The following is a 16,300-nucleotide window of genomic DNA, read 5'->3' as shown; positions in this document are numbered from 1 at the left end:
CGTCGAAGACCTGGTAATTGGGCAGCTCGCGCTTGGCGTAGGTCGCCACCACACGGCCTTCGCACAGCACCGTGGCGGCGTTGTGCAGCGAGGCCACGGCCACGCTGCGCCCGCGCGCCCCGCCGCCCGCGCGGGCCGGATGGCCCACCACGATGCAAAGGCCTTTGAGCTGCGCCGTGCAAGCCGCCACCGACTTGAGGGCATCATCGCAGGCGTCGACGAAGGCGGGCCGCAGGTACAGGTCTTCGGCGGCGTAGCCGCAGAGGGCGAGTTCGGGCGTGAGCAGCAGCCTCACCCCGCGCGCGTGGGCGGCCGTGGCGGCCTCGACGATGCGGCGGGCATTGCCCGCCATGTCGCCCACCACGAAGTTGAGTTGGGCAACCGATACGGAAAACGACATGGAATCTGGTGCGAAGGCAGGGGTCGGGCGTGGCTGAAATCGATTATGTCACCCGCGTCCTGGGCGATTGGGGCGCGGTGGACGCCGCGCAATGGGCGCAGTTGCTGGCCCTGGAGGACGACCCCAGCCCCTTCGCGCGGCACGAGTACCTGCGGGCCATGAGCGACACGGGCTGCGCCACGCCGGACACCGGCTGGACGCCGCGCATCCTCACCCTGTGGCGGGGTGAACGACTGGAAGCCGCCTGCGCGGTCTATCTCAAGTCGCATTCCTACGGCGAATACGTCTTCGACTGGGCCTGGGCCAACGCCTATGCGCAGCACGGCCTGGCCTACTACCCCAAGGCGCTGGTGGCCGTGCCCTTCACCCCCGTACCGGGCGCGCGGCTGCTGGCGCGCGACGGCGCCGCGCGCGCCGCGCTGGTGCGCTCGCTCGTGCGCTGGTGCGAGGAAGAGCGCCTGTCTTCGCTGCACCTCCTGTTCGCCCAGCCGCGCGACGCGACCGCCTGCGCCGAGGCCGGCCTCATGCTGCGGCACACGGTGCAGTTCCATTGGCAGAACACCGGGTGGCCCGACTGGGACGCCTTCCTCGCCAGCCTGCAGCAGGACAAGCGCAAGAAGATCCGCCAGGAGCGCCGCAAGGTGGCCGAGGCCGGGGTGCTGTTCCGCCACGCCGAGGGCCACGCCATCGCCCCGACCGACTGGGATTTCTTCTACCGCTGCTACGAGCGCACCTACTGGGAGCACGGCAACCCGCCCTACCTCAGCCGCGGCTTCTTCGAACGCATGGCGAGCGACATGCCGGAGCACTGGCTGCTGTTCATCGCCGAGCGCGGGGGCCAACCCATCGCCAGCAGCCTGATCGCCATCGACCCGGCGCATCGCGTGGCCTATGGCCGCTACTGGGGCGCCCTGCAGCGCGTGGATTGCCTGCACTTCGAGGCCTGCTACTACCAGCCGCTGCAGTGGTGCATCGCCCAGGGCTACCAGCGCTTCGAGGGCGGCGCCCAGGGCGAACACAAGATGGCGCGCGCCCTGCTGCCCGTCAAGACCACCAGCGCCCACTGGCTGGCCCACCCGGCATTCGCCGAGGCGGTGGACCGCTTCCTCGAACGCGAAGGCGAAGGCGTGGAGCAGTACCTGGGGCATCTCGCCGCGCGCAACCCGCTCAAGGCCGAGCCCTCCTGAGCGAACCCTTTCGCTACACTCGGCCGCCATGGACGAGCAGGACGCGTTCTTCACCCACGGCATCGTGGGCGCCCCGTTTTCGGTGCTGCTCGGGCGGCGCCTGGACACGGGCGACCGCAAGGCGCAGGGCCTGCGGCTCGACCCCAACAGCGGCGACAGCCGCCTGAGCTCGGCCTGGCGGTCCTGGGCCATCGAGCGCCTGGCCACGCTGCCCGCGGGGCAGCCGCGGCGCCGCCCCAGGCCCCTGCGCCGCTGGCTGGAGCGCCACGCCCTGGCCATCGCCGCGCTGGGCCTGGTGGCGCTGGCCGCGGGACTGGTGCTCACCGCCCGGTCCCAGGGCTGGCTGGCCCCGTTGCTGCCGAGGCTGCCATGGTGAGCAAGAACGCGCAGGACACCCTCACCATCGACCCGGTGGCGATGGAGATCACCAACCGCGTGGCCGCTGGCTGCGATCTCAGCGGCGACCTCAACTTCGAAGGCGGCCTGCTGGTCCAGGGGCACCTGGAAGGCCACATCCGCGTCGACGGCCGCCTCATCATCTGGACCGGTGCCAGCGTGCGCGGGCGCATCCGCGTGATGGGCGACCTCTACCTCTTCGGCCAGCTCGGCTCGCCCAACGGCGGCCCGCACGACACCAGCCTGGAATGCGAGGGCATGGTCTACGTGAGCAAGTCCGGCGTCAGCACCGGCACCCTGTTCGCGCGGCGGCTGCAGATGTACGAAGGGGCCCAGTTGAAGGGCCCCTTCCATACCCTGCAGGTCGAAGACCGCCTGCCGGTGCTGCGCGACGTGCTGGTGCAGCCGCCCGCCGCGTCCTGAACACCCTGGCCGCTCAGGCCTTTTTCTGGGCCTTCTCGTAGTTGGCGATCCCGTCCAGGATTTCCTTGTGGGCGGCGGCCTTGTCGGCCCAGCCCAGCACCTTGACCCACTTGCCCTGCTCCAGGTCCTTGTAGTGCTCGAAGAAGTGCTGGATGGTCTTGAGGCGCATGGGGTTCAGGTCCTCGGGCTTCTGCCACTGGGTGTAGATCGACAGGATCTTGTCCACCGGCACGGCCAGCAGCTTGGCGTCCTCGCCAGCCTCGTCTTCCATGCGCAGCATGCCCAGGGCGCGGCAGGTCACCACCACGCCAGGGTGCAGGGGCACGGGGGTGATCACCAACACGTCCACCGGGTCGCCGTCGCCCGAGATGGTCTTGGGGATGTAGCCGTAGTTGGTGGGGTAGTGCATGGACGTGCTCATGAAGCGGTCCACGAAGATGGCGCCGGTTTCCTTGTCGACCTCGTACTTGATCGGGTCGGCGTTCATCGGGATTTCGATGATCACGTTGAACGCTTCGGGAACCTTGCTGCCAGGGGTGACGTTGTCGAGGGACATGAAAGACTCGAGGGGAGGTTGAAGGGGATCGGTCACGGAGCCGTCGCGGGCGCGACGGGTGGGCGCGGCGCCCGCTCCGTATTTACCCTGATTTTACCGACGCCAGCCTGACGCCCCCGATGGCAAACGGGGGGAATCTGGCTACATTGCGTCGGTTGGCCAATCGCCGGTGCCCTGCTGCAAGTTCCGCAGCGCGGGCGACAGCGAGGAAGCAACGCAGCGGGGGCATACCCCGGAGGCGTTGCCCCCTCCAAGTCGAACTCACTGGCAGGAGAACTTCATGGTTGGTCAAAGTGCGCTGATCTTCGCGCTCGTCTGTGGCCTGATCGCCGTGGTCTACGGCTTCTGGTCGCGCAGCTGGATCCTTTCGCAGGACGCCGGCAATCCCCGCATGCAGGAAATCGCCGGCGCCATCCAGACCGGCGCGGCCGCCTATCTGGCGCGGCAGTACAAGACCATCGGCCTCGTGGGCATCGTGCTCGCGGTGCTCATCGGCGTCTTCCTCGACGGCCCCACCGCCATCGGCTTCTTGGTCGGCGCGGTGCTCTCGGGCGCCTGCGGCTTCATCGGCATGAACATCTCGGTGCGCGCCAACGTGCGCACCGCGCAGGCCGCCACCAAGGGCATGGGCCCGGCGCTGGACGTGGCCTTCCGCGGCGGCGCCATCACCGGCATGCTGGTGGTGGGCCTGGGCCTGCTGGGCGTCACCGGTTTCTTCTGGTTCCTGGTGGGCAACGGCAACCTCAACGCCGCCTCCAACCTGTCCAAGATGCTCAACCCGCTGATTGGCCTGGCCTTCGGCTCCTCGCTGATTTCCATCTTCGCGCGCCTGGGCGGCGGCATCTTCACCAAGGGCGCCGACGTGGGCGCCGACCTGGTGGGCAAGGTGGAGGCCGGCATTCCCGAAGACGACCCGCGCAACCCGGCGGTGATCGCCGACAACGTGGGCGACAACGTGGGCGACTGCGCCGGCATGGCGGCCGACCTGTTCGAGACCTACGCCGTCACGCTCATCGCCACCATGGTGCTGGGCGCGCTGATGGTGGCGACCGCGCCGCTGCAGGCCGTGATCTACCCGCTGGTGCTGGGCGGCGTGTCCATCATCGCGTCCATCATCGGCTGCTTCTTCGTCAAGGCCAGCCCCGGCATGAAGAACGTGATGCCCGCCCTGTACAAAGGCCTGGTCATCGCCGGCGTGCTCTCGCTGATCGCCTTCTGGTTCGTCACCGCCTGGGTCATGCCCGACAACGCCATCACCCAGAGCGGCAGCCAGCTGCGCCTGTTCGGTGCCTGCGCGGTGGGCCTGGTGCTCACCGGCGTGCTGGTGTGGATCACCGAGTTCTACACGGGCACGCAGTACAGCCCGGTCAAACACATCGCACAGGCTTCCACCACCGGCCACGGCACCAACATCATCGCCGGCCTGGGTGTCTCGATGCGCTCCACGGCCTGGCCCGTGCTGTTCGTCTGCGCGGCCATCGTGGCCGCCTACATGCTCGCGGGCCTGTACGGCATCGCCGTCGCCGCCACCTCCATGCTGAGCATGGCCGGCATCGTGGTCGCGCTCGACGCCTACGGCCCCATCACCGACAACGCCGGCGGCATCGCCGAGATGGCCGAGCTGCCCAGCAGCGTGCGCGACATCACCGACCCGCTGGACGCCGTGGGCAACACCACCAAGGCCGTCACCAAGGGCTACGCCATTGGCTCGGCCGGCCTGGCCTCGCTGGTGCTGTTCGCCGACTACACCCACAAGCTGGAGACCTACGGTGCCAAGGTCAGCTTCGACCTGAGCGACCCGATGGTGATCATCGGCCTGTTCATCGGCGGCATGATTCCCTACCTCTTTGGCGCCATGGCCATGGAGGCCGTGGGCCGCGCGGCTGGCTCGGTGGTGGTAGAGGTGCGCCGCCAGTTCAAGGAGATCGCCGGCATCATGGAAGGCACGGCCAAGCCCGAGTACGGCAAGGCGGTGGACATGCTGACCACGGCGGCCATCAAGGAAATGATCGTGCCCAGCCTGCTGCCGGTGATCGTGCCCATCCTGGTGGGCGTGTTCCTGGGGCCCAAGGCGCTGGGTGGCCTGCTCATGGGCACCATCGTCACCGGCCTGTTCGTCGCCATCTCCATGTGCACCGGCGGCGGCGCCTGGGACAACGCCAAGAAGTACATCGAGGACGGCCACCACGGCGGCAAGGGCTCGGAGGCGCACAAGGCCGCCGTCACCGGGGACACCGTGGGCGACCCCTACAAGGACACGGCCGGCCCGGCGGTGAACCCGCTGATCAAGATCATCAACATCGTGGCGCTGCTGATCGTGCCGCTGCTGCCGCTGACCTGACCCTCGGCAAGCCCATCAGGAAGCCCGCCCCGCGCGGGCTTTTCTGTTTTCAGGCCTGCGCGAGCCGGCGCACGATGTCGCTGGCCGCTGGTGTGAGCGAGGTGAGCTGCGCCTGCTCGCCGCGTTCTATCGCGTCGAGCACCAGCTCGGTGATCGCGCCCACGGCCGCCATGGCCATGGCCTCGCTCAGCGCGTGTTCGGCGTCGCGATCGCGGTTGACCGTGTCGCGCATGAAGTCGGCCAGAGATCGCATGACCTCTCGGCGCACGTTGGCGCCCGCCTCGCCCAGGTGGTGGATCTCCACAAACAGCGTGCGCAGCAGTTGCGGCCCGGCCGCAAGGTGAGCGAAGTAGGCCTGCAGCGCCGTTTCCAGCTGCGCCTGCCAGGGCCGCTCGGGCTGCACCGACTCGCGCAGCGTGCGCAGCGCCGAGGCGCTGGCCTGGCGGTACAGCGTGAGAAAGCAGGCGTCCTTGTCGCTGAAGTGTTCGTAAAAGGTGCGCTTGGAGACGCCCGCCACGCGCACCACGTCGGACACGGTGGTGGCCGCCAGTCCCTTCTCGCCGGCGACGGCGGCGAGGGCTTGCAGCAGGCGGGTGTCGTGCGGTTCGGCGACGGGGGCGTCCGGACGGGGCATCGCGCGATCTTACCGAGGGCCTTGTCGCCTCATGCCCCTTGCGCCAACACCCGCTCCACCGCCGCATGAAAGCGCGCCGCGCTGCACTCCGTCGCGCCCAGGTGCCAGTGCGCGTTCGCCCCGCTGGCCAGGGTCGATTGGCAGCTCACCCCGAGCGCGAAGTCCTCGTCCAGCGCTCCCCAGAAGGACTCGACGTTCTTCTGCCAGTGGCGGGCCGCTTTCTCGCTCGTGGGCTTCTCGGGGATCAGCGTGACCGCGCGCACCGTGCTGTGGCCCACGCTGTCCGGCAGCACGGTGAACAGATTGGCGTGGTCGCCCTCGTGCAGGATGAAGGTGGCCGGGAAGAAGAAGTAGATGATGTTTGAGTGCGGGCCAATCGCCCAGCGCTCATGCGGCTGCTCGCGCAGCCCCGCCATGCTGCGCTTGGGCAGCAGCAGCCGCTGGTGGTCGTCGTCGTGGTCGGCGATCAGCAGGTTGTCGTGGAACAGGTGGGCGATGCTCTGGCGGTGCGCGTACTGGAAGTGGTAGGTCTCCAGGTTGCCCTCGAAGGGGATCTTCCAGTTCGCGGCGTTGGGAAAGCTGCGCTCATGGAAGGGCACCCAGCCGTCGTAGCCCCAGTGGCGCAGGTCCTGGCCGAAGCGGCCCAGGTGGCGCTCCAGGTCGATGCGATCGGGCTCGCCCTCGCGCAGCGCGCGCGGCACCACCCACACCAGGCCCAGCGCCTCGCCCACGGGCACGCGGGCGAGCGAGCAGCGCTCGGGCGGTGCGTGCGGAAAATCCGCGGCGTGCGGGCGGCCGCGCAAGGCGCCGTCCAGACCGTAGGTCCAGCTGTGGTACGGGCAGATGAAGGCACGCTGGTGGTGGTGCGCTCCCGCCCCCAGCAGGCGCGCGCCGCGGTGGCGGCAGGCGTTGATGAAGGCGTTCAGCTCGCCGCCCTCGCCGCGCGCCAACAGCAACGGCACACCCGCCACGTCGAGGGCCAGGCTGTCGCCGGCGGCCGCCAGGCTGCCCGAGGCGCAGACCGCGATCGGCAAGGCGCGGAACAGCCGTTCCCGCTCGGCTTCGAAGCGCGCCGGGTCCAGGTAGCGGCTCACGGGGCTGAACGTGGGTTCGCCGCGCTCGCTGGCGCCGGCCTCGATGAGCGCGAGCGCGCGCTGGATCAGCCGAACCTGCTCGTCGTGGTGCATGCGGTCTCCTCTGCCCCGTGTGCGGTGCACGGGTGCGGGGCATTGTGCATGCCGTCGCGCACGGCGGACGCCGCCTGGGCGACGCGCCGCCCCCGTTCGGATCAACCCGCGCTGGCCTTGGCGCGCGCGCGGGCCATCACACGATCCAGCGCCTCGCGCGTGAGCGGCTTGACCAGGAAGTCCTCGATGACGGGCAGATCCTGCGCCGCGCGGCGGTCGTCGCGCCAGGTGGACGAGGTGAGCACGCTCACGAACACCGGGTGGCCCTCGCCCACCAGGGCCTCGATCTGGCGCGCGCAGTCGAAGCCATTCATGCCGGGCAGATTGATGTCCAGCAGCACCAGGGTCGCGGAGCGCTCAGCATCCTGGCGCAGGAATTGCAGGAAGTCCTCGGCCGATTCGAAGGCCCGGATCTCACCCGCAAAGCCGGTCTTGCGGATGGTGATCTCGTGGAACAGGTTGTCGTTCTCGCTGTCGTCGACGAGCAGGATGCGTTCGGTATTCATGGCGGGCGGGCCAGGGATGGGCCCGGAAAAGCGTCACCACCGCGCCCTCGTGGGGCACCGGCGGGATGAACGGAACGGAAAACGAAAAACCCGAGGGGCACGCCGGGTGGGCGCGCTCGCGCGGTGTGGACGCCAAGGGGCGGCGATGTGGCGGTGCGGTGTTCGCCCGACCGGCGGACCGCGCCGCGAGGGCGCCAATCGCATCGGATGACCTGGGGGACAGGTCGGCGGGAAGTTCCCGCTGGAGGACGCGCAGAAACGCGTCCCGTCAACGAACGCGCGGAATTTTGCACGCTCATGACCAAAATCACTAGGGTAAACCCTTAGTTCTCGGCGGGAATGCTTGGGCATTGCGGCCGGGTCTCCTGGATCCGCGCCTGTCTATGATCGCCACGCCCTCCCGCGCCCCCCCATGAAAGTCGACGTCGCCAAGCTCAAGCTGTTCATCGAGGTGCTCGACGCCGGGTCCATCACGGCTGGTGCCGGGCGCTGCCACCTGTCCGTGGCGGCGGCCAGCAGCCGGCTGCAGGAGCTGGAATCGGCCCTGGGCGTGCGCCTGTTCGAGCGCCGCGCCTCCGGCGTGCGGCCCACCGACGCTGGCATCGAGCTCGCGCGCCACGCCCGGTCGGTGCTGGTGGAACTGGACCGGCTCAAGCGCGAGATGGCGCCGTTCGCGCACGGCGTGCGCGGCCGCGTGAGCCTGCTGGCCAACACCGCCGCGCTCTCGGGCTACCTGCCCGAGCCGCTGTCGCGCTTCCTGAGCGAACACCCCGAGGTCGACGTCGACCTGCAGGAAATGTGGACCGGCGAAATCCTGGAGGCCCTGCACCGCCGCAAGGCCGACGTGGGCGTGCTGGCCGACACCATGGACACCAGCGGCCTGCACGCCATGCCGCTGGCCGACGACCATCTGGTGGTGGTGGGCACCGCGCACCGCCTGGCCGCGCTCGGCGATTCGCCGCGCTTCGACGAGTGCCTGGATCACCCCATGGTGGGCCTGCCCGCGCAGAGCGCGCTCTACACCTACCTGCAGGTGAAGGCGGCCGATCTCGGCAAGGTGATCCGCTACCGCGTGAGCCTTCGCACCTTCGAGGGCGTGCTCAAGATGGTGGCGCTCGACGTGGGCCTGTCCATCGTCTCCAGCCTCGCCACACGCGAACTGGTGCGCCAGTACCCCGGCCTGCAGTGGCGCCCGCTGCGCGACAGCTGGGCCAAGCGCCGCTTGCTCGTGTGCACGCACCACGCGCACGACACGGCACCGGCCTCGGTGAAGGCGCTGATCGGCTTCCTGCACGAGCAGTCCGCGCGCGACTGAATCGCGCCATGGCCCGCGCGGCCTCCGGTTTTTTCGAACGCCCCCTCCGCTTCTTTGCGATGGCTCGCCCGGCGCGGCCTCGACAGAATCGCGCCGCATGGAAATGCAGCAACTGGTGGCGGTGGCCGCCGTGTTCGTGGTCGCGGGCACCGTCAAAGGGGTGACCGGGCTGGGCCTGCCCACGGTGGCCATCGCCGGGCTGTCGATGGTGCTGCCGCTCGCGCAGGCCGCCGCGCTGCTGGTGCTGCCCTCCCTGCTCACCAACGTCTGGCAGTACCTGCGCTGCGGCGTGGCCTGGGCGGTGTGGCGCCGCACGCGCGGCCTGTGCCTGGGCACCGCGGCCGGGGCCTGGCTCTCGCCGCTGCCCGAGGTGGCCAGCGCCGGCCCCTGGGCGCAGGCCCTCACCGGCGGCCTGCTCGCGTTCTACGGCCTGGCCGGTCTGGTCGGCCTGCGCCTGCCGCCGCCCGGGCGCCACGACGCATGGATCGGTCCCGCCATGGGCCTGGCCACGGGCGCGCTCACGGTGGCCAGCGGCGTGTTCGTCATGCCCAGCGTGCCTTACCTGCAGTCGCTGGGCCTGAACAAGGACACCCTGGTGGGCGCGCTGGGCCTCACCTTCACCGTCTGCACGCTGTGCCTGTGGATCAGCCTGGGTGCCGGTGGCGTGCGCACGGACGCGCTCGCGGCCTCGGCCAGCATGCTGCTGCCCGCGCTGCTGGGGCTGGGCCTGGGCGCCTTCGCGCGCCAGCGGCTCAGCGAGGCCGCGTTCAAACGTGGGTTCCAGATCGCCATCGGCGCGCTGGGCCTCACCATGGTGCAACGCGCACTGGTATCGATGGGGGCCGCATGAACACGCTGCAAGACCTGTCCGCCCAACTGGAGGCGCTGCACGCATCCGCCTTGGCGCTGCGCTCGCTGATGGAAGACCTGGAGCCCAGCGCCGCGCTGTCCGAGCAGCGCTGGTTCGTGGGCCTGCACCTGGCGCGCCAGCTCACCGAGGCCAGTGACGAGGCGCGCGCGCAGCTGGTGCGCTGGTCGAACGCCGACGCCGCGCCGCTGCGCACGCCCCACTGAACACAGGCGACGCGGGGCATGACAGGCCTCGCATACACTGCCGCGCCATGGCTTCGCGCGCGACACCCCCTTCACGCACCGCCGGCGGCGGTGGCCGCGCCCGGCCCGCGAAACGCGCGCTGCTCTCCACCGAGAGTTCGCCCTACTACCGCATCTGGGTGCTCACCAACGTCACGGGCAAGCCCTTCGGCCTGCGCTTTGGGGAGCGCTTCGACCTCAACCTCACCGAGTGGCGCGTGCTGCTCACCGTGGCCGACAAGCCCGGCATCACGGCGCAGACGCTGTCGGATTTCACCGGCCTGGACAAGATGAGCGTCTCGCGCGTGGTGCGCAAGCTCGAATCGCAGGGCCGGCTGGCGCGCGAGAACAGCGAGGCGGACCGCCGCAGCTTCCACCTCAGCCTCACCGACGAGGGCTGGGCCGTGTATGGCGAGATCGCGCAGGCCGCGATCAAGCGCGAGGCCCATGTCTACGCGAGCCTGAGCGAGAGCGAGCTCAACACCTTGCACAAGCTGCTGGGCAAGCTGCTGCTGCAGGCGCGCAACGACCCCACGGGCGACGACCCGATCGAGTGATCTCGGCGCGCGCTCAGAAGCCGTAAGGCTCCAGCGCCGGATCGCCGCCCGCGTGCGCGGGCGCCTCGGCCCAGGCCAGCAAGGAGCAGCCGAAGGTGGACGACACGTCCACGCGCGACCCCGGTTCGATCACCACCACCGACGGCCCCGCCACGCGCGTGTCGCCGATGCGCAGGTCGCCCGCCATCACGAACCAGTCGGTCAGGCCCTGGTGCTGCAGATCGGGCAGGTGCGCGCCGGGCCACAGCTGCAACATGCACAGGCGCCGGTTGTGGCCCGTGCCCGCGTAGTCGAACACCGCGCGGCGCGACACCCGCGCAAACGGCGAAGCCACCGGCACCACCTCGTCGAGCACCACGGTGATGTCCGGGGGCGTGAACGGCGATTCGTTGACCACCGTGGTCTTCTTCGCGTGCGGGTGGATCGCCGCGCCATCGGGCTCGATGGTCACCGGCGCCTCCAGGCGCGAGAACAACGTGCAGCCGCCGTAGGTCACCGCGTCGTGCGTGGCACCCGCCAGGTTGATGCCCACCGCGCCCGCGCGCGTGGTGCACTGGAAATCGACCAGCTCGCCCGACAGGAAGTAGCTGCTCGCGGTACCCCGGTGCTGGTGCACGCCCGATCGGCTCATGGGATCGAAGGCGATCATCCCGAGGAACAGGCCCGCGGCTTCGTCGCGGCGCACCGCCTTCTCGCGCGCGGTGCCGCGCGGCGTGGTGCGCCAGGGCAGGCTCTCCAGGTCGTAGGCGTACACGCCGGGCAGCGCCTGATGGCCAGGCATCCAGCCGGCGCTTTGGCCCTTCTGCGGTTCGTGGACAGCGTTCATCGAGGCTCCTTAGGGTAAACGAGAGGGTTCGGTATTTGGTAACGATCGTTACTATATGGCCGAACCAAGGATGCTGTCATGTCTTTTGTTTCGACCCCCGACGACGCACCGGTGAGCGTGGTCACCGGCGGCGCCAGCGGCATCGGTGCCGCCACTGCCGCCCTGCTCGCGCGGCGCGGCCACCAGGTGGTCACGCTCGACCGCGCCGCCGTGCCGGATGCCACGCTCGCGGGCGCGGTGGCCGACGGGCGCCTCACGCACATCGCCTGCGACCTGGCGCGCGAAGACGCGGTGTGCGCCGCCTTCCTTGCCATCGCGCAGCGCTTCGGCCGCATCGGTGGCCTGGTGAACAGCGCCGGCATCGAATCGCGCCACCTGCTCGACGACATGACCGTGGCCGACTGGGACCGCGTGCTCGACGTGAACCTGCGCGGCACCATGCTCTGCCTGCGCGAGGCCGCGCCGCTCATGCGCCACGGCGGCTCCGTGGTCAACGTGGCCTCCATCGCGGGAAAGCGCATGTCCTATTCGGGCGACGCGGCCTACACCGCGTCCAAGGGCGCGGTGCTCGCCTTCACGCGCCACATGGCCTTCGAGCTCTCGGGCCAGCGCATCCGCGTGAACGCCGTGTGCCCCGGCCCCACACTCACGCCCATGATCCACCGCAGCCTCAGCGCCGAGCGCATTGCCGCCGTGGCCGAGACCGTGCCCCTGGGCCGCTGGGTCGAGGCCGCGGACGTGGCCGAGTCCATCGCCTTCCTGCTTTCCCCCGCCGCCGCCATGATCACCGGCAGCACCATCGACGTCGATGGCGGCATGCTGGTGTCCAACGGCACCCCTTACCGGGACTACGTGGCCGCCCGGCAAGCCCAGCGCCCCATGCCACCCCAACAGGAGACCACGCCATGAAACGCATCCGCCCCTTGCTGGCCGGGCTCGCGCTCGCCAGCCTCGCCTTCGCCGCGACCGCGCAACCCGCGCTGCGCATGGCCTACGTCGCACCGCCGCCGGTGTGGGGGCCCATCGCCGACCGCTACGCGAAAGAAGTGGCCGACCGCAGCAACGGCGAACTCAAGGTGCAGTCCTTCGGCGCCGGCCAGCTCGGCAGCCTGCCGCAGAACTACGCGGGCCTGCGCACCGGCCAGATCGACATGATGCTGGCCGACACCGGCACGCTGGCGCTGGCCAAGGGCGGCAAGGACTTCAACGCCCTGTTCGCGCCCTACGTGTTCCGCGACCACGCGCACTTCAAGGCCTTCATGCAGTCCGACACCTTCCGCCAGATGCTGGCGCCAGTGGAGAAGGAAGCCGGCTTCAAGTACGTGGGCTACGTGTCCGACCGCTCACCGCGCCAGCTCACCACCTCCAACCGCAAGGTGCTCAAGCCCGAGGACATGAAGGGCCTGAAGGTGCGCGTGCCCGAGACGCCCGCCATCCTGGAGGTCATGAAAGGCTGGGGCGCCGCGCCCACGCCCGTGCCCGCGGCCGAGCTCTACCTGGCCATGAAGCAGGGCCTGGTCGACGGCCAGGACAACGGCTTTGACGCCATCGCCGGCGCCAAGTACTACGAGGTGCAGAAATACGCCATGCGCATCGACTACATCCAGTCGGGCCTGATGGTGCTGATGGCCGCGGACAAATGGTCGCGCCTGTCGCCCGCCCACCAGAAGGCCATGACCGAGGCCGTGGCCGCCACCGAGAAGTGGGCCAGCCAGATGACCTGGGACGTGGCCACCAAGTCCATCGACACGCTCAAGGCCAACGGCATGGAGATCGTCGAGCCCGATCTCGCGGCCTTCCGCCAGGCGGCCGACAAGGTCACGACGGGCTTCGACGGCCAGCTCTGGGCCAAGGGCACGGTCGAGAAGATCCGGGCCGTCAAATGAACCGCCTGCTGGGCTGGCTCGACCGGCTGATGCTGGCCCTGCTGGGCGCCTGCCTGCTGGTCCTCGTCCTGGTGGGCGGGGGCCAGATCCTGCTGCGCGAGATCGCGGGCATCCCCTTGCCCTGGGCCACCGAATTCAGCGTCGTGCTCATGATCTGGGCCACCATGCTCACCGGCTACGTGGGCGTGCGCCGCGACAGCCACCTCTCGGCCGACTTTCTGGGCCTGAGCATGTCCGAGCGCAAACGGGCCGTGCTGCGCACCCTGGCGCTGCTGCTCTCGCTGGTGTTCGTCGCGGTCTACGGCTGGGAGAGCCGCCTCGTCATCGACGCCATGGAGGGCATTCCCTTCACCTCCATGCCGGCCACGCAGCCGCTGCTGTACTGGTCGCTGCCGGTGGGCGCGGCGCTGATGGCGCTGGCGCTGCTGGACAAGCTGTGGCAGCAGTGGACCGGCGTTCGCGGAGCGGCCTGATGCAGCAGCTGATCCTCTTCGGCATCCTGATGGCCGCCTTCATGGCCTTCGCGGTCATCGGCGTGCCGGTGTTCTTCGCCATGGGCCTGGCGGCGCTGGTCTTCATCGCCTGCAGCGGCGGGGCCGTGCCGCTCAACATCGTGGCCTCGTCCATGGTGCAGGGCATGGACTCCTTCGCCTTCCTGGCCATCCCCTTCTTCTTCCTCGCGGGCGAGCTCATGAACACCGGCGGCATCACGCGCCGGCTGCTCAACTTCGCCTCCGCCGCGGTGGGGCACATCCGCGGCGGCCTGTCGCACGTGGCCATCCTGGCGAGCATGGTGTTCTCGGGCGTGTCGGGCTCGGCCGTGGCCGACGCCTCGGCCATCGGCTCCTCGATGATCCCGGCCATGAAGGACAAGGGCTACCCCGGCGCCTACGCGGCCGCCGTGGTGGCCGCCGCGTCCACCATGGGCCCCATCATTCCGCCCTCCATCGCCTTCGTGGTGTATGCCCTGGTGAGCGACGTGTCGGTGGGCCAGCTGTTCCTGGCCGGCGCCATCCCGGGCCTGCTGATGGGCGTGTACCTGCTGGCCGCCGCGAGCTGGGTCGCGCACCGGCGCAACCTGCCCTATTCCGAACGCACCTCGCTGCGTGCCGTGGGACGCGCCGCCTGGGACGCGCTGCCCGCGCTGGCCATGCCGGTCATCATCATCGGCGGCATCGTGGGCGGCGTGGTCACGCCCACCGAGGCCGGCATCACCGCCGTGCTCTACGCCATCGTGATCAGCGTGCTGTTCTACCGCGAACTCAGCTGGGGCCAGACCTGGCACATCTTCCGCGAGTGCATGGTCAGCTCCGGCATCATCCTGCTCACCATCGCGGCCTCGGGCATCTTCTCCTGGCTGGTGGCCAACCTGGCCATCGGCGAGACCCTGGCCACCACGCTGAAGACGCTCACCGACAGCCCCTGGGTGATGCTCGCGCTCATCAACGTCGTGCTGCTGCTCTGGGGCCTGGCGCTGGAGCCGGCGGTGGCGCTGGTGACGCTGGTGCCGGTGCTGGTGCCCATCGCCAACGCCTATGGCATCGACCTCGTGCACCTGGGCGTGATCGTGGTGCTCAACCTCATGATCGGCCAGCTCACGCCGCCCTCGGGCGTCATCACCTTCCTCACGGCGCAGATCGCGGGATCGCCGCTGCACGCGGTGTTCAAGGAGGCCCTGCCGTTCACGCTGGCGCTGATCGCGGTGCTGCTGATCGTGACCTACGTGCCGCTGGTGTCGCTGTGGCTGCCGGCGGTGTGGATCGGCGGCTGAGCGCCGCCGCGCCCACCCACGCTCACGCCACCTTGCCCAGCGCCCGCAGCAGCTTCTGCGGCGTGATCGGCTGCGAGTGCACCACCGCGCCGAAGGGCGCGATGGCGTCGTTGATGGCGTTCATCACCGCCGCCGGCGCGCCGGCCGTGCCGGCCTCGCCAGCGCCCTTGGCACCCAGCTTCGAACTGCGCGTGGGCGTCATCACGTGCGCCAGCTCGATGTCGGGCATTTCGGCCGACATGGGCACGAGGTAGTCGGCCATGTTGGCGTTGAGCATGAGGCCGGCCTCGTCGTACAGGCATTCCTCGAACAGCGCGCCGCCGATGCCCTGCACGATGGCGCCGCGCATCTGCTCGTCCACCAGCATGGGGTTGAGCACGCGGCCGCAGTCTTCCACCGCCCAGTGCTTGAGCAGTTTCACGAAGCCGGTGTCGGGATCGACTTCCACGTAGGACGCCTGCACGCCGTTGGTGAAGATGAAGGGGTAGTCGCGCTGCGCGTAGTGGCGCGTGACCATGAGCTCGGGCGTGAAGCCCGCCGGCAGCGTGTCCGAACGGAAGTAGGCGATGCGGCCCAGTTCCTGGAGCGGCAGCAGCTCCTGGCCATCGCCAGCGTCGACCACGCGGTCGCGGCGCAGCGCCAGCGTGCCTGGCTCGCGCTGGAGAATGGCCGCCGCCACCTTGAGGATGTTCTCGCGCAAGGCCTGGCCCGCGAGCAGCACCGCCTCGCCGCCGATGCCGGCGCCGCGCGAGGCCCAGGTACCGCCGCCATAGGGCGTCACATCCGTGTCGCCCGTGATGACCTTGACCTTGGCGATGTCCACGCCTACCGCGTCGGCTGCGATCTGGCGGTAGATGCCCTCGGTGCCCTGCCCTTGCTCGCCCACACCCACCAACACCGTGACGTCGCCCTCGGGGTCCAGGCGCAGGGTGGCGCCGTCCTGCGAAGCGATGCGCGCGCCGCCCACGCCATAGAACGCGGCGCTGGGGTTGGTGAGCTCGATCACCACCGCGAAGCCGATGCCGCGGTGCACGCCCTGCTTGCGCAGCGCGGTCTGCTCGGCGCGCAGCGCGTCGTAGTTCATCAGTTCGCGCAGCTTCCTCAGGCTGGCCTCGTGCGACAGCACCTCGAGCTTGATGCCTGAGGCACCCGTGGCCGGGTAGGCGTCGTCCCGTATCACGTTGCGGGCGCGGATCTCGAATGGGTCCATGCCGATCTTCTGC

The 16,300-nt window shown here is 69.7% G+C and carries 19 protein-coding genes; 12 read left to right on the top strand and 7 right to left on the bottom strand.

What is annotated here, in order from left to right:
• A partial coding sequence (locus BGO22_RS07155) for a nitrilase-related carbon-nitrogen hydrolase (protein ID WP_286849782.1) occupies positions 1 to 400 on the bottom strand: 400 nt, incomplete at its 3' end.
• 29 nt (positions 401 to 429) lie between these two features.
• On the opposite strand from BGO22_RS07155, the gene BGO22_RS07150 reads away from it, so the two are divergent.
• The 3 genes from BGO22_RS07150 to BGO22_RS07140 are packed head-to-tail and all read left to right on the top strand — an operon-like array spanning position 430 to position 2,406.
• On the top strand, positions 430 to 1,587 hold the full coding sequence (locus BGO22_RS07150) for a GNAT family N-acetyltransferase (protein WP_070397729.1): 1,158 nt from the start codon (positions 430 to 432) through the stop codon (positions 1,585 to 1,587).
• 28 nt (positions 1,588 to 1,615) lie between these two features.
• The gene (locus BGO22_RS07145; protein ID WP_070397728.1) at positions 1,616 to 1,963 is read left to right on the top strand and encodes a hypothetical protein; all 348 of its coding nucleotides are present in this window, start codon (positions 1,616 to 1,618) and stop codon (positions 1,961 to 1,963) included.
• Positions 1,957 to 2,406 carry a bactofilin family protein gene (locus tag BGO22_RS07140; RefSeq protein WP_070397727.1) on the top strand — a complete coding sequence of 150 codons (450 nt, stop codon included), beginning with the start codon at positions 1,957 to 1,959 and terminating at the stop codon, positions 2,404 to 2,406. The genes BGO22_RS07145 and BGO22_RS07140 overlap by 7 nt, the downstream gene beginning before the upstream one ends.
• A gap of 13 nt (positions 2,407 to 2,419) precedes the next feature.
• On the opposite strand, the gene ppa is transcribed toward BGO22_RS07140, so the two are convergent.
• A complete protein-coding gene (ppa, locus tag BGO22_RS07135; protein ID WP_070397726.1) occupies positions 2,420 to 2,962 on the bottom strand; it encodes an inorganic diphosphatase in 543 nt (180 codons plus the stop codon).
• 280 nt (positions 2,963 to 3,242) lie between these two features.
• Between ppa and BGO22_RS07130 the strand changes: the two genes are divergently transcribed.
• Positions 3,243 to 5,303, top strand: a complete 2,061-nt coding sequence (locus BGO22_RS07130; RefSeq protein ID WP_070397725.1) for a sodium-translocating pyrophosphatase — start codon at positions 3,243 to 3,245, stop codon at positions 5,301 to 5,303.
• Positions 5,304 to 5,352: 49 nt separating this feature from the next.
• On the opposite strand, the gene BGO22_RS07125 is transcribed toward BGO22_RS07130, so the two are convergent.
• The 3 genes from BGO22_RS07125 to BGO22_RS07115 form a co-directional block, all read right to left on the bottom strand.
• Positions 5,353 to 5,937 (bottom strand): TetR/AcrR family transcriptional regulator, encoded by a 585-nt coding sequence (locus BGO22_RS07125; protein WP_286849780.1) that lies wholly within the window; start codon positions 5,935 to 5,937, stop codon positions 5,353 to 5,355.
• Between the two features lie 29 nt (positions 5,938 to 5,966).
• Positions 5,967 to 7,124: an aromatic ring-hydroxylating oxygenase subunit alpha gene (locus BGO22_RS07120; protein WP_070397723.1), complete on the bottom strand. Its 1,158-nt coding sequence runs from the start codon at positions 7,122 to 7,124 to the stop codon at positions 5,967 to 5,969.
• A gap of 101 nt (positions 7,125 to 7,225) precedes the next feature.
• Positions 7,226 to 7,630 (bottom strand): response regulator, encoded by a 405-nt coding sequence (locus BGO22_RS07115; protein WP_070397722.1) that lies wholly within the window; start codon positions 7,628 to 7,630, stop codon positions 7,226 to 7,228.
• 412 nt (positions 7,631 to 8,042) lie between these two features.
• Here BGO22_RS07115 and BGO22_RS07110 point away from each other — a divergent pair, with 412 nt between their 5' ends.
• From BGO22_RS07110 to BGO22_RS07095, 4 genes are all read left to right on the top strand, one after another.
• Positions 8,043 to 8,945: a LysR substrate-binding domain-containing protein gene (locus BGO22_RS07110; protein ID WP_070397721.1), complete on the top strand. Its 903-nt coding sequence runs from the start codon at positions 8,043 to 8,045 to the stop codon at positions 8,943 to 8,945.
• Positions 8,946 to 9,042: 97 nt separating this feature from the next.
• A complete protein-coding gene (locus tag BGO22_RS07105) occupies positions 9,043 to 9,795 on the top strand; it encodes a TSUP family transporter (RefSeq protein ID WP_070397720.1) in 753 nt (250 codons plus the stop codon).
• Positions 9,792 to 10,019, top strand: coding sequence for a hypothetical protein (locus tag BGO22_RS07100; RefSeq protein ID WP_070397719.1), 228 nt, complete (start codon positions 9,792 to 9,794; stop codon positions 10,017 to 10,019). The genes BGO22_RS07105 and BGO22_RS07100 overlap by 4 nt, the downstream gene beginning before the upstream one ends.
• 47 nt (positions 10,020 to 10,066) lie before the next feature.
• A complete protein-coding gene (locus BGO22_RS07095) occupies positions 10,067 to 10,594 on the top strand; it encodes a MarR family winged helix-turn-helix transcriptional regulator (RefSeq protein WP_070397718.1) in 528 nt (175 codons plus the stop codon).
• 13 nt (positions 10,595 to 10,607) lie between these two features.
• Here the strand turns inward: BGO22_RS07095 and BGO22_RS07090 are convergent, their stop codons facing one another.
• A complete protein-coding gene (locus BGO22_RS07090) occupies positions 10,608 to 11,420 on the bottom strand; it encodes a cupin domain-containing protein (protein WP_083292856.1) in 813 nt (270 codons plus the stop codon).
• A 78-nt stretch (positions 11,421 to 11,498) separates the two neighbouring features.
• Here BGO22_RS07090 and BGO22_RS07085 point away from each other — a divergent pair, with 78 nt between their 5' ends.
• Genes BGO22_RS07085 through BGO22_RS07070 form a run of 4 tightly spaced genes read left to right on the top strand, consistent with a single transcriptional unit; the run spans position 11,499 to position 15,077 of the window.
• Complete coding sequence (locus BGO22_RS07085) at positions 11,499 to 12,329, top strand: SDR family NAD(P)-dependent oxidoreductase (RefSeq protein WP_070397717.1); 831 nt, start codon at positions 11,499 to 11,501, stop codon at positions 12,327 to 12,329.
• Entirely contained in the window at positions 12,326 to 13,306 is a 981-nt protein-coding gene (locus BGO22_RS07080; RefSeq protein WP_070397716.1) for a TRAP transporter substrate-binding protein, read from the top strand. The genes BGO22_RS07085 and BGO22_RS07080 overlap by 4 nt, the downstream gene beginning before the upstream one ends.
• Positions 13,303 to 13,779 carry a TRAP transporter small permease gene (locus BGO22_RS07075; RefSeq protein ID WP_070397715.1) on the top strand — a complete coding sequence of 159 codons (477 nt, stop codon included), beginning with the start codon at positions 13,303 to 13,305 and terminating at the stop codon, positions 13,777 to 13,779. The genes BGO22_RS07080 and BGO22_RS07075 overlap by 4 nt, the downstream gene beginning before the upstream one ends.
• Positions 13,779 to 15,077, top strand: coding sequence for a TRAP transporter large permease (locus tag BGO22_RS07070; protein ID WP_070397714.1), 1,299 nt, complete (start codon positions 13,779 to 13,781; stop codon positions 15,075 to 15,077). The genes BGO22_RS07075 and BGO22_RS07070 overlap by 1 nt, the downstream gene beginning before the upstream one ends.
• 22 nt (positions 15,078 to 15,099) lie before the next feature.
• On the opposite strand, the gene BGO22_RS07065 is transcribed toward BGO22_RS07070, so the two are convergent.
• Positions 15,100 to 16,300, bottom strand: a 1,201-nt coding sequence (locus BGO22_RS07065) for a xanthine dehydrogenase family protein molybdopterin-binding subunit (protein WP_286849775.1), incomplete at its 5' end; no start/stop codon positions are given.

The organism is Hydrogenophaga sp. 70-12 (assembly GCF_001897365.1).
Classification (GTDB): Bacteria; Pseudomonadota; Gammaproteobacteria; order Burkholderiales; family Burkholderiaceae_C; genus Hydrogenophaga; species Hydrogenophaga borbori.
Note: the sequence above shows the minus strand (reverse complement) of the source record. Positions and strands in the feature narration are given on the sequence as shown.

Excerpts from the sequence above, each read along its gene's own strand:
- BGO22_RS07145 (WP_070397728.1), top strand. The coding sequence starts at position 1,616 with ATGGACGAGCAGGACGCGTTCTTCACCCACGGCATCGTGGGCGCCCCG.
- BGO22_RS07140 (WP_070397727.1), top strand. The coding sequence starts at position 1,957 with ATGGTGAGCAAGAACGCGCAGGACACCCTCACCATCGACCCGGTGGCG.
- ppa (WP_070397726.1), bottom strand. The coding sequence starts at position 2,962 with ATGTCCCTCGACAACGTCACCCCTGGCAGCAAGGTTCCCGAAGCGTTC.
- BGO22_RS07130 (WP_070397725.1), top strand. The coding sequence starts at position 3,243 with ATGGTTGGTCAAAGTGCGCTGATCTTCGCGCTCGTCTGTGGCCTGATC.
- BGO22_RS07125 (WP_286849780.1), bottom strand. The coding sequence starts at position 5,937 with ATGCCCCGTCCGGACGCCCCCGTCGCCGAACCGCACGACACCCGCCTG.
- BGO22_RS07120 (WP_070397723.1), bottom strand. The coding sequence starts at position 7,124 with ATGCACCACGACGAGCAGGTTCGGCTGATCCAGCGCGCGCTCGCGCTC.
- BGO22_RS07115 (WP_070397722.1), bottom strand. The coding sequence starts at position 7,630 with ATGAATACCGAACGCATCCTGCTCGTCGACGACAGCGAGAACGACAAC.
- BGO22_RS07110 (WP_070397721.1), top strand. The coding sequence starts at position 8,043 with ATGAAAGTCGACGTCGCCAAGCTCAAGCTGTTCATCGAGGTGCTCGAC.
- BGO22_RS07105 (WP_070397720.1), top strand. The coding sequence starts at position 9,043 with ATGGAAATGCAGCAACTGGTGGCGGTGGCCGCCGTGTTCGTGGTCGCG.
- BGO22_RS07100 (WP_070397719.1), top strand. The coding sequence starts at position 9,792 with ATGAACACGCTGCAAGACCTGTCCGCCCAACTGGAGGCGCTGCACGCA.
- BGO22_RS07095 (WP_070397718.1), top strand. The coding sequence starts at position 10,067 with ATGGCTTCGCGCGCGACACCCCCTTCACGCACCGCCGGCGGCGGTGGC.
- BGO22_RS07090 (WP_083292856.1), bottom strand. The coding sequence starts at position 11,420 with ATGAACGCTGTCCACGAACCGCAGAAGGGCCAAAGCGCCGGCTGGATG.
- BGO22_RS07085 (WP_070397717.1), top strand. The coding sequence starts at position 11,499 with ATGTCTTTTGTTTCGACCCCCGACGACGCACCGGTGAGCGTGGTCACC.
- BGO22_RS07080 (WP_070397716.1), top strand. The coding sequence starts at position 12,326 with ATGAAACGCATCCGCCCCTTGCTGGCCGGGCTCGCGCTCGCCAGCCTC.
- BGO22_RS07075 (WP_070397715.1), top strand. The coding sequence starts at position 13,303 with ATGAACCGCCTGCTGGGCTGGCTCGACCGGCTGATGCTGGCCCTGCTG.
- BGO22_RS07070 (WP_070397714.1), top strand. The coding sequence starts at position 13,779 with ATGCAGCAGCTGATCCTCTTCGGCATCCTGATGGCCGCCTTCATGGCC.